We start from the raw sequence: 12,063 nt of genomic DNA, 5'->3' as shown, positions 1-12,063 counted from the left end.
TCAGCGTAAGCGCTCGTCTAGGCGGCTGTCGCACCTCACACACAGAGTGCGATCTGCCTGGACGACAGCGGCTGTGGGACAAGCTCGAGGTCGGTGGGCTGGTGCGTGCCACCGCCGACGCAGATCAGGAAGACGAAAGGGGCGCCCGCGGAGGCGGTTCGCAGCACGGCGCGGATGCCGGTGGTGGCGTGATCGACGAGCACGGCGTCCGAGATCGGGTCGACGGTCATCCGTCGACCGGTGGCGTCGCCGGCCAGGCCCTGGACGGCCCGGAGGTCATCGGCGAAGTCCGCGGAGCTTTCGTCCACCGTCCAGCCACGCAGGGGTCGCCGGGTGAAGCCGCTCACCGGAAGGAACTCGAATACTTCCGCGGCCAGGCGATCAAGGGGCAGGCCGGTCTTCAGCTCCGCGGCGTTCTCCAGCAGGGGCGCGTTGCGGGAGGCGAGCGCGAGCCAGTCGCCGGGACGGAGCTCATCGAGGAGGGCGATAAGGCCTTCGCGGAAGGTGCGGTCAGAGGTGATCATGCGGGGTGTCTCCAGTTTTTGGCGCAGGGCTTTACACCTGCCGCGTCGAAAGGGAATCGGGCTTCCTGGTTGACGCTGAGCGCCAACACGTTCTGGCACGGGGTGGGCGAGCGCCAGAAGTGGACGTTTCGGTCATCCACTGACTGAGAAAGACCCCCGTGACCGCAGATCGTGACGCAGAACCGCAGGACCTGTCCCGCCCTCCCCCTTCCCGCCGCATGATGCCCTGGGGAGGCCCGCTTCACTCACGCTGCGGATTCCCCTCCCGCAGACGGCGCGGCTGCCGGTGTTGCCGGCAGCCGCGCCCTCCTCTGTCCCCTGCCGCCGTCGCAGCTGCAGGTGGACAAGCCTCCTCGACGGGATGTCAGCGGCGGAAGTAGAACCCCTCGGCGAGGTCCTCGAGCAGGCCGGGGTGGGTCGGCTCCCACTTCAGGAGCTCGCGGGTCTTCGCGCTCGAGGTCGGGTTGTCGATGCCGATGAACGCGCCGACGAATCCGTAGCGCTGTGCCGCCTCCTCGGGGGCGACGGGCGCGACGGGCACGCCGACCCCGCGGCCGATCGCCTCGGCGATCTCGCGGAACGGGATGCCCTCGTCGGCGGCGAAGTGCAGCGGGATGCCCGCAGGCAGGTCCTCCTTCTCGAGTGCGAGCCGGATCAGGTGCGCCGTGTCGAGGTTGTGCACCGCCGGCCAGCGGTTCGAGCCGTCGCCGATGAATCCGAACGTCCCGTCCTTGCGCGCGCCGGCGATCAGCGACGGGATGAAGCCGTGCAGGTCGGCCGGCCCGTGCACCGTCGGCGCGAATCGCAGCGCAGCCGTGCGGATGCCGTGGGATGCCAGCCCGAGCAGGAGCTGCTCGGTGACGGCGCGCGGGTTCTGTGCGGCGCTCGCATCGATGACGGTGTCCTCGGTGCCGACCTCGCCCGGTGCGACCGACCCCGCCAGCATCATCGTGCCCGAGGCCGCGAGGAACGGCTTGCCCGAGCCCTCGAGCGCTCCGCCGATCGCCTCGATCACGGCGCGGTCCGCGGCGATGGCCGCACCGAAGTCGCCGTTGTCGTGCTTGAACGCGAGGTTGACGACGCCGTCGGAGGCGGCGGCGAGCTCGGCGAGCCGGCCGGTGTCGTCCATCGTGCCGACGACCGGCTCGCCGCCGCGCCTCGCGATGCGCTCCGCACCTTCTTCCGATCGCGCGAGCCCGACCACCGCGTGGCCTGCCTGGATCAGCTCTGCGGTCACGAGCTGGCCGATGTGGCCGCTCGCGCCGGTGACGAATACCTTCATGTTGCCTCCATGTCAGAAACTGACATGACGTTACCACGCGATGTCAGACCCTGTCATCACTAGAATCGGAGGCATGGGTCGCTGGGAACCGGGCGCGCGCGAGCGCCTCGCGGAAGCGGCGCTCGAGCTGTTCCTCGAACGCGGTTACGACGCGACGACCGTGGCGGACATCGCCGCCAGGGCGGGTGTGACCGAGCGCACCTTCTTCCGGCAGTACAGCGACAAGCGCGAGGTGCTGTTCGGCGACCCGGCCGAGTACAACGCGGTGTTCACGGATGCCGTGGCCGGCGCCCCCGCCGACGCGAGCCCCCTCGACGCGGGCGCCGCCGCGCTGCGCGCGGTGGGGGCGTGGTTCGCGGGCAGGCATCCGTATGCCCGCCGCCGCGCAGCGGTCGTCGCCGCGAACCCGGCCCTGCAGGAGCGCGAGCAGGTCAAGCGGCTGCACCTGACCGAGGCGATCGCGGCGGCGCTGCTCGCGCGCGGCGCCGCCCAGCCGGCCGCTGCGCTCACCGCCGAGCTCATCAGCGTGGCCTTCCATCAGGCGTTCGTCCGCTGGGTCGCCGCCGATGAGGAATCCGATCTCGGCGATCTCGCCATCTCGGTCCTCGGCGAACTGCGCGGCCTCGCCCGCTGAGGGCTCAGCTCTTCGCGCAGCCCACGATCACGGCCTTGACGAAGCCGGCGCTCTGGTACGCGTACTGGTACACCCAGCCGAACGCGGTGCGCTCCTCATCGGTGCCGAGCATGACCGGATCGACCCCGCTGCAGCGGTCGAAGATGAAGCGCGCGCGGCTGACGTGGAAGTCGCCCGTGATCACGATGACACGCGACCACCCGTGCGCCCGGGCCTCGTCGAGGGTGAAGCGCGCCTCGCCGCGCGTGGTCGTCGGCGACGGCGTGAAGCAGGTGGTGTCGATGTTGAAGCACGGCGCGTAGTCGCGCATGCTCGCCGGCGTCGAGACATAGAGGTGGCTCGCGTATCCCTCGGCGACAAGCCGCGTGCCGAGGTCGACGCGCTGCGGTGTGCCCGGGCCGAGCACGACGACGGCGTCGGCCTTCACCGGCTTGTCCGTGCGCGGGAAGACGTAGAGCGGTAGGCCGGCGAGGCCGATGACCACGAGGAAGGCCAGCGCGGCGGCGACCCAGCGCGCGACGATGCGGCCGCGCGTCGGGGCGGGTCTGGTGGTCTCCAGTTCGTCGAGCACGACTCCATGGAACCTCATGGCGGTTACCGCGCGAAGTCGCGCAGGCAATGTGATGGTTTCGACAACAGCGGCGGGTGGCGGCGCGGCGGGCGCTTGTAGACCTCGCACGCATTCGATGCGGCCACGGCGCCTCGCGACGTACCGTTCAAACAAGATTCCCGGTCTGCACGCTGCGGTGCGCCCGGGTGTTCGACGATTTCGGAAGCAGGTACGTCAATGGTCGACACAGCCCCCCGAACCAGCGAGCGCACGGTGCCCGCGAGCGCTCCGGCCCCGGCATCCGCGCCCCAGAAGGCAGCGCCGAAACTCGACGTGGCACTGGTCGAGCGGATGCTGCGCGGCAGCTACCCGGAGATCCGGCTCGAAGCGCGCGAGGTCGCGAAGGACCCGCAGTTCCACAAGGTCGACGGGCTGAGCCTCGACGAGCAGCGCGAGCGGGCGCTCGCGCAGATGAAGGTGCAGGCCGAGCAGGGCTTCCAGCTCCGCGCCTTCCCGAAGCGCCTCGGCGGTCATGAGGACCCGGGCGGCAACATCGCCGCGTTCGAGGAGCTCGTCACCGCCGACCCGAGCCTGCAGATCAAGGGCGGCGTGCAGTGGGGGCTGTTCGCGGCGGCGATCCTGCACCTCGGCACCGCCCCCCACCACGACACGTTCCTGCCCGACGCGATCAGCCTCAAGGTCCCCGGCGCATTCGCGATGACCGAGACCGGGCATGGGTCGGACGTCGCGAGCATCGGCACCACCGCCACTTACGACCCGGCCACCGAGGAGTTCGTGATCAACACGCCGTTCCGCGCGGCGTGGAAGGACTACCTCGGCAACGCGGCCAAACACGCGACCGCCGCGACGGTGTTCGCGCAGCTCATCACGGACGGCGTGAACCATGGCGTGCACTGCTTCTATGTGCCGATTCGGGATGCCGCGACCGGCGAGTTCCTGCCGGGCATCGGCGGTGAAGACGACGGCCACAAGGGCGGCCTGAACGGCGTCGACAACGGCCGCCTGCACTTCGACAACGTGCGCGTGCCGCGCACGAACCTGCTGAACCGCTACGGCGACGTCGCCCCGGACGGCACCTACACGAGCTCGATCGACAGCCCCGGCCGCCGCTTCTTCACGATGCTCGGCACCCTCGTGCAGGGCCGCGTCTCGCTCGACGGCGCGAGCACCGTCGCGAGCGCGCTCGGCCTGTTCATCGCCCTCACCTATGCGAGCCAGCGCCGCCAGTTCGCAAGCGCCACCCCCGGGCAGGAGCAGGTGCTGCTCGACTACCAGCGCCACCAGCGCCGCCTGCTGCCGCGCCTCGCGCAGACCTACGCACAGTACTTCTCGCACGATGTGCTGCTGAATGCGTTCGACGACGTGTTCTCGGGCCGCGCCGATACCGACGAGAACCGTCAGAACCTCGAAACCCTCGCCGCAGCCCTCAAGCCGCTGTCGACCTGGCACGCGCTCGACACCCTGCAGGAGGCGCGCGAGGCGACCGGCGGCAGCGGATTCCTCGCTGAGAACCGCCTCGTCGGCCTGCGCGCCGATCTCGACGTCTACGTCACCTTCGAGGGCGACAACAACGTGCTGCTGCAGCTCGTCGGCAAGCGCCTGCTGCAGGACTTCGCGGCCCGGTTCAAGGGTGCCTCCGGCGTCGACCTCGCGAGGTTCGCGGCGGGGCAGGTCGCCGGGCGCGCGTTCAATGAGGGCGGCATCCGTCGCGTCGGTCAGAACCTGTCCGACCTTGCGGGCGTGGGCCACGGCATCGAGGCGCTCAAGGACCACGAGACGCAGCGCGCCCTGCTGCAGGACCGCGTCGACACCATGGTCGCGGCCATCGGGGCCGAGCTGAACAAGGTGCGGCGTGCGACCCCCGCCGAGCAGGCCGCGGCGTTCAACGCCCACCAGGACGAGCTCATCGAGGCGTCGCGCGCCTGGGGCGAGTTGCAGCAGTGGCAGGCGTTCACCTCTGCTTTGGAGGGGGTGACGGATGCCGGTACGCGCGAGGTGCTCAGCTGGCTGCACTCGCTCTTCACCTTCTCGCTGTTCGAGAAGCACCTCGCCTGGTACCTCACCCATGGCCGCATCTCGGCACGTCGCGGCCAGGCGGTGTCCGCATACATCAACCGGCTGCTCGAGAGGCTGCGCCCGCACACCCTGGACCTGATCGCCGCCTTCGGCTTCGAGCCCGAGCACGTGCGTGCGCCCATCGCGTCGGGAGCGGAGGGTCTACGGCAGGACGAGGCCATGGCGTACGCGGCGAACCTGCGCGCGTCGGGCGAGGCGCCGATCGACGAGAAGAAGCTCAAGAAGCCGAAGCACTCATAATTAGCTGAGAGATTCTCACCCCCCAAGGGGGGCAAGAGATCTGCGTGAGGAAATGTCACTATTTATCTCATGCTGCGAGGATCTCTGCTCGCGCGGCGTACCGGACTCGGTGCGCCGCGCTCCCGAATGACGGTTGTCTTCATCGCGATCGTCTCGATGCTCGCGGCGTTCCTCGTGCTCGGCGATTCGAAGCCCTCTCTTGCCGCTTCTGACCCGTGCGGCACCGGCTCGAACCCGATCGTCTGCGAGAACAGCAAGCCGGGAACCCCGCGCGATCAGTGGGACATCGGCACCACCGCAGGCTCCGACAAGCTCCAGGGCTTCGCCACCTCGATCAGCGTGCAGCCGGGCGGCACCGTCCAGTTCAAGATCAACTCGTCGGACCTCACCAGCTACCAGATCGAGATCTACCGCACCGGCTGGTACAACGGCGACGGTGCGCGTCTCGTGGGCTCGGCGTCACCGTCGGTCTCGCTGCCCCAGACGCAGCCCGCCTGCATCTTCGACAGCACCACGTATGAGACCGACTGTGGCAACTGGGCCGTGTCGGCGAGTTGGAACGTGCCCTCGACCGCGGTCAGCGGCGTCTACGTCGCCGACCTCTGGGATCAGCAGACCGGGGATGCCAGCCAGATCACCTTCGTCGTGACGGATCCGAGCAGTCACTCCGACATTCTCGTGAAGACATCGGATGCGACCTGGCAGGCGTACAACCCCTATGGCGGTGCCGACTTCTATCAGGGGGCGGGGCCGGGCCGCGCCTACGCCATCAGTTACAACCGCCCGGTCACCACGAGAGGCGCCGACTACAGCGCCGCGCAGGGGCGCGACTTCTACTTCGACGAGGAATACCCGCTCGTACAGTTCCTCGAGGAGAACGGCTACGACGTCAGCTACACCACGGACGTCGACACCGCCATTGAGCCGGCATCGATGATCGAGCAGCACAAGATTTTTGTGTCGTCGGGTCACGACGAGTACTGGTCGACTCAGGAGCGGGCCAACGTCGAGGCTGCGCGGGATGCCGGGGTGAACCTCTCCTTCCAGTCGGGGAACGAGGTCTACTGGCACACGACGCTGACGCCCTCGATCGATCCGTCGCACACGCCGAATCGGACGATCACCTCATACAAGGACACCTGGAGCAACGACTGGATCAATCCCGGCTCGACCTGGACCGGTACGTGGCGTGACCCCCGATTCGCAACCAAAGCGCAAGGCGGCTCCGACCCGGAGAATTCGCTCACCGGTCAGATCTTCATGACTCAGCTGTCCGACGACCCGATAACCGTGACATCCGGTCAAGGCAAGATGAAGCTCTGGGCCAACACCGGGCTGAACTCGATGACCGGATCGTCGGTGGAAGTCGCGGACCACCTCATCGGCTACGAGGCCGACGAAGATCTCGACAATGGCTTCAGGCAATCCGGAACGCTCTGGCTCTCGACGACCTCCTATGACGCACCACAGCGCCTCACGGACTACGGGAGTGTTGTCGCCGAGGGCCAGTCGACGCACCACATGACGTTGTACCGTGCCGCCAGCGGCGCTCTGGTCTTCGCAGCGGGCACGATCGACTGGAACTGGGGTCTGAACGACAACCACGACGAAGACGTCCAGGCGGCGGACTCCCGTATCCAGCAGTTCCAAGTGAATCTATACGCGCTGATGGGTGTGCAGCCGCAGACCCTGATGAGCGGTCTCGTGGCTGGCGCGGGTCCGACCGATTCAACGCCGCCGACGGCCTCGGTCACCTCGCCCGCACCTGGTTCGGCGATCGCCAACGGCGCGTCCGTGACGGTCACGGGCACGGCTGCTGATGTCGGAGGAGTGGTCGCTGCCGTGGAGATCTCGGTCGACAACGGCCAGACATGGCACATGGCTACCGGAACGACGTCGTGGAGCTACAGCTTCGTGATGCACGGGATGGGACAGCAGGCGGTTCTCGTGCGTGCGGTGGATGACAGCGCCAATTACGCGTCGAGCCCGGTCAGCGCGAGCTACCAGGTGACCGGCCCCTATTCCGCTCTTGGTAACGCCACGCCGTCGCTGATCGACGCCGGTGACACCTCCGCGAACGAACTGGGCCTTCGCTTCACGGCGACCCAGGGCGGCTCGATCACCGGAGTGCGGTTCTACAAGTCCGCTCAGAACACGGGAACTCACACGGGAACGCTGTGGGATGCGAACGGCAACCGTCTCGCGACCGCGACGTTCACCAATGAGACCGCCAGCGGCTGGCAGTCGGCCAGCTTCGCCACGCCGGTGACCGTGAGTGCGGGCGCGAGCTATGTCGTCTCCTACACCGATCCGAATGGTCATTACTCTGCGGACACGAACTACTTCGATTACCGCGGCTCGTCCTTCGCGCCGTTGACCCTGAGCGGAGGCGAGGGGAGTCAGGATCCTGGCGTGTTCGGAACCCCGGGAGACTTCCCCACTTCTTCGTGGCAGAACGCGAACTACTACGTCGACGCGATCTTCAGCCCGTCGAGTGACTTGCCGCTGACCGCATCGAGCCAATGGCCTCTGCCGGCTTCGTCGAGTGTGCCGCTCAACACGAACATCACCGCCGTGCTCTCACAGGACGCCTCTCCCAGCACAGTGTCTGTGCAGGTGAAGGACCAGCTGGGCAACGCCGTCGCGGGCGCGACCAGCTACAACTCGGGCAGTCGGACCGTCACCTTCACTCCAAGCCAGCCGCTCAGCGGATTCGTCACCTATTCCGTAACGCTCAGCGCGGCTACCGCTTCCGGTACGTCGATCTCGAGTGGAGGCCGCTGGAGCTTCACAACCGTGAAGCCCGATCCCACGCCCGGCGTGTGCCCATGCGGCTTGTTCACCGACTCGACGACGCCAGACGTTCTCGAGGCCGGGGACTCGAACTCGGTCACTCTCGGCACGCGCTTCACGCCGTCCGAAGACGGCACCGTCACCGGTGTGAGCTTCTACAAGGCCGCGGGCAACACGGGGACGCATGTGGGCTCGCTCTGGAACAGCTCGGGTGCAGAGCTCGCGGTGGGCACCTTCACGAACGAGTCCACGAGCGGGTGGCAGACGCTCACCTTCTCGTCGCCGGTATCTGTGACCGCGGGTCAGAGCTACGTCGTTGCCTATCGCACCGATTCTGGGAACTATTCGGTGAGCGCGGCAGGATTCGGGTCGGGATTGACGGTGGGCCCGTTGTCCGCGGACGCGGACGCCGGCGTCTATTCGTACGCCGACACGTACCCCAGCACGGCAACGACGACCAGCTACCTCGTCGACGTGGTGTTCATGGGGGCGGCCCCGGCGCTCCAGATGACGAATGAGACCCCGGCACAAGGCGCGACAAACGTCGACGTCGGCGCGGCGATCTCTCTCTCCGTCTCGAGCCCTCTCGCGGCGGGATATTCCTTCAGCGTCGCGTCAGGCGGCGCGGCGATCGCCGGCTCGGCAGCTCTGTCTGCCGACGGCAAGACGGTGACCTTCACGCCCGCTTCGCCGCTCCCGGGTGGCGACGAGATCGACGTCAAGGTCACGGGCCTCGTGGGGGTGAACGGGGCAACGCTGGCAGCGCAGAACTGGTCGTTCACCACTGCGGCGCCCGGTGCGGCCCCCTATTCGCTCTTCGGTAGTGACAGCCCCAGCAGCAGTGCGGTGGGGCAGGACGCCTCCCCGGTGGAACTCGGGGTCTCGTTCTCGCCTTCCGTCTCCGGCAGCGTCACAGCCATCAAGTTCTACAAGAGCGCAGGACAGACGGGGACGCAGACCGGGCACCTCTGGAGTTCCTCGGGTGTGCTTCTCGCGACCGTGAACTTCACGAGTGAGACCGCGAGCGGCTGGCAGTCCGCGACGCTCTCCAGCCCGGTCGCGCTCGAGGCTGGGACAAGCTACGTGGTGTCGTACTTCGCATCGCAGGGGGGCTACTCGTACAGCGGAGGCTACTTCTCGTCGGCACACACTTCCGGTGTTTTGACCGCGGGATCGTCTGGGAACGGTCGCTTCCTGTACAGCACAACAGGCGGCGGATTCCCGACGTACTCGTACAACTCGACGAACTATTTCGTGGACGTCGACTTCGTCGCCGGCGATACGGGAAGCACGCCGACGCCAACCCCTACTCCTACGTCTACGACGACTCCGAGCGCAGCGCTCTCGATCTTCAACGGTGCTACGCCGGCGAACACAGACAACGCAGATGGGACGCCCGTACAGCTCGGCGTGAAGTTCAGCTCGTCGAAGGCAGGAACGATTACGGGCATCTCCTACTATCGCAGCCCAGGCGACACAGCAGCCGACACGGTCAACCTCTGGGATGCGACTGGAGCGTTGCGCGCGACAGCAGCGGTGCCGGCGAGTACTGGTTCGGGCTGGCAGACGATCGCGCTGCCCACCCCCGTGACCATCTCCGCGGGTCAGAGCTACGTCGCCAGCTACTACTCGCCGAGCAAGCATTATCCCTATGACGCCGGTGGGCTCTCCTCCGCGGTCGTGGCCGGCCCTCTGACCGCGACCTCCGGCGAGTACATCTACGGAACCGGCTTCCCGGCGAACGACTCTGCGACGAACTACTGGGTCGACGTGAAGTTCGTGCCGAGTTCTTAGGGGATGACGAATGACGACGGATACGCGTTCCGACCAGCTGTCCGGCGCCGCCGAGGGCAATGCCGCCACTGCCCCGCATCGGCGGCTCGACATCCAAGGACTGCGGGCGATCGCAGTCGGCGGTGTGCTGCTCTATCACGGCCATGTGACGCAGGTCAGGGGCGGCTTCGCCGGCGTTGATGTCTTCTTCGTCATCTCTGGCTTCCTGATCAGCTCGCAGCTGCTCCGATCGCTCGAGGCCAACGGGCGCATCGATCTGGGTCAGTTCTATTCGAGACGTGCCCGTCGGATCCTGCCCGCATCGTTCGCCGTTCTGATCGCTACGGTTGTCGCCGGGTGGTTCCTGTTGCCGGCGCTCCCGGCCTACTCGCTGCTGCGCGATGCGATTGCGACAGCGCTCTACATCCCGAATTACCTCTTCGCAGTGCAGGGGACCGACTACCTGCACGCGACCGCGCCGCCATCCTTGTTCCAGCACTACTGGTCGCTTGGTGTCGAGGAGCAGTTCTACCTGATCTGGCCGCTGCTGCTCTTGGTCACCTTCATCGTCGCGCGCCGATCACGGCGCTCGCTTTGCGTCGTGATGTCCGTCGTGACCGCGCTCTCGTTCGCGGCCTGCGTGGTCCTTTCGTACACGAACCAGCCGTGGGCATTCTTCGGCCTGCCGACGCGAGCGTGGGAATTCGGGTTCGGCGGTTTGCTCGCCCTCGCGATCAGCAGCGGCTGGCTGAGGATCCCGCGCGTTGCCGCCGGCGCGCTCGCCTGGATGGGATTGGCGGGGCTGGCGCTTGTCATGTTCCGTCTCAGCGATGCGACGGTGTTTCCCGGCTATGCGGCGCTCGCCCCCGTCCTGACCACGGGCGCGATCATCTTCGGAAACAGCTATGGCGCGGGGTTCTCGCCCGCCCGCCTGCTTTCCCTGGCCCCATTGGCCTTCCTGGGTGAGATCTCGTACTCCCTGTATCTGGTCCACTGGCCGGTTCTCATGATCCCGGCACAGCTCGAGGCTGTGCATGTGATTGCCCTCAGCCGCCCGGAACAACTCGCTCTCATCGTCTTGTGCGTTCCGCTGGCCTGGATCTCGTATCGCTTCGTGGAGACGCCGTTCCGCCGAAGGCCACGAATTGCGCGAGCGAGCCCACGGACGACGCTGTCTGTGGCGGGAGCGGCATCGCTTGTGGCCGTCGGCTGCCTGGTAGTCGGTTCCGGCTTGGCGTTTCGAGTGCCGGTCGATTCGGGAAAGCCAGCACAACACGAGGCGGCATCCATCGCCCCCCTAGGCACGCAATATGTCCCTTCGAATCTGACTCCCGCGCTTCGGACCGCTTCACAGACCGTGCTCCTGCCGGAGGGCTGTGAGCTTTACAACGCCCAGACAGGTCTCGGTGGCTGCCGGTTCGGAGGCGATGCTGCCGCACCGCTGGTCGTGCTGTTCGGCGATTCGCATGCCTCGCAGTGGTACCCCGCGCTTCACGGCCTCGCCGAAGAAGGAGAGATCCGGCTCCAGACCTACACGAAGTCCGGCTGCCCATCGGTCAACGTGACCACGACCTGGAACGGCGAACCGTACACACTGTGCGATCAGTGGCGGGAGCAGGTGATCTCGAAGATCGCGGAGCTTCACCCGGACCTCGTTCTTCTCGGCGCTTACGGGCAAGACCATGATCGGGGTGACACGGAGGCATGGACCGCAGGTATCGCGAAGACCGCCGCTGCGCTCTCCTTCACGAGAGTCGCGCTCTTGGTGGACACCCCTGACCCGAACGGGAGTGACGTTCCGACGTGTCTCTCCGCGCACCTCAACGACACCGCAGCCTGTGCGGTGGATCGGAATTCGGCGTTCGAGAAGCTCGAGCTGCAAGCCGCCTCACACGCAGGCATCCCCGCTGTGGACGTTGATGACTATCTCTGCACGGGAACGACGTGTCCCCCCGTGATCGGCAACATCCTCGTATATCGCGACGGCTCGCACATCACCGCCGCGATGAGCGCGGCGCTCGCGGACGTCGTCCGGCCTCAGATCCTCGATCTCTTGAAGATCCCGGCCGTCGATAAATAACTGACGAAAGCTCACCCCCGTTGTGGGACCTGCGGCGGGGGTGAGAAATTGTCACTATTGCCTTGGGCTGAGGGAGAAGGCCCGACTGAT

Annotated in this window: 7 protein-coding genes; 4 read left to right on the top strand and 3 right to left on the bottom strand. The window is 66.9% G+C overall.

The window, feature by feature from the left end; genetic code table 11:
- Positions 1-35 precede the first annotated feature (35 nt).
- Complete coding sequence (locus ABD708_RS00295) at positions 36-524, bottom strand: hypothetical protein (RefSeq protein ID WP_344751240.1); 489 nt, start codon at positions 522-524, stop codon at positions 36-38.
- Positions 525-888: 364 nt separating this feature from the next.
- On the bottom strand, positions 889-1,806 hold the full coding sequence (locus ABD708_RS00290; protein ID WP_344751239.1) for an SDR family oxidoreductase: 918 nt from the start codon (positions 1,804-1,806) through the stop codon (positions 889-891).
- A gap of 73 nt (positions 1,807-1,879) precedes the next feature.
- Here ABD708_RS00290 and ABD708_RS00285 point away from each other — a divergent pair, with 73 nt between their 5' ends.
- Positions 1,880-2,440: a TetR/AcrR family transcriptional regulator gene (locus tag ABD708_RS00285; protein ID WP_344751238.1), complete on the top strand. Its 561-nt coding sequence runs from the start codon at positions 1,880-1,882 to the stop codon at positions 2,438-2,440.
- A gap of 4 nt (positions 2,441-2,444) precedes the next feature.
- Here the strand turns inward: ABD708_RS00285 and ABD708_RS00280 are convergent, their stop codons facing one another.
- Positions 2,445-3,011 (bottom strand): YdcF family protein, encoded by a 567-nt coding sequence (locus tag ABD708_RS00280; protein ID WP_344751237.1) that lies wholly within the window; start codon positions 3,009-3,011, stop codon positions 2,445-2,447.
- A gap of 216 nt (positions 3,012-3,227) precedes the next feature.
- On the opposite strand from ABD708_RS00280, the gene ABD708_RS00275 reads away from it, so the two are divergent.
- From ABD708_RS00275 to ABD708_RS00265, 3 genes are all read left to right on the top strand, one after another.
- Positions 3,228-5,327: an acyl-CoA dehydrogenase family protein gene (locus tag ABD708_RS00275; RefSeq protein ID WP_344751236.1), complete on the top strand. Its 2,100-nt coding sequence runs from the start codon at positions 3,228-3,230 to the stop codon at positions 5,325-5,327.
- 69 nt (positions 5,328-5,396) lie between these two features.
- Positions 5,397-9,914: a DUF4082 domain-containing protein gene (locus tag ABD708_RS00270; protein ID WP_344751235.1), complete on the top strand. Its 4,518-nt coding sequence runs from the start codon at positions 5,397-5,399 to the stop codon at positions 9,912-9,914.
- 10 nt (positions 9,915-9,924) lie between these two features.
- Positions 9,925-11,973: an acyltransferase family protein gene (locus tag ABD708_RS00265; protein ID WP_344751234.1), complete on the top strand. Its 2,049-nt coding sequence runs from the start codon at positions 9,925-9,927 to the stop codon at positions 11,971-11,973.
- The last annotated feature ends 90 nt before the right edge of the window (positions 11,974-12,063 follow it).

It is taken from the genome of Gryllotalpicola koreensis, assembly GCF_039538185.1.
GTDB classification, from domain to species: Bacteria; Actinomycetota; Actinomycetes; order Actinomycetales; family Microbacteriaceae; genus Gryllotalpicola; species Gryllotalpicola koreensis.
The sequence above is the reverse complement of the archived record's forward strand: the minus strand, read 5'-3'. Positions and strand labels throughout refer to the sequence as shown.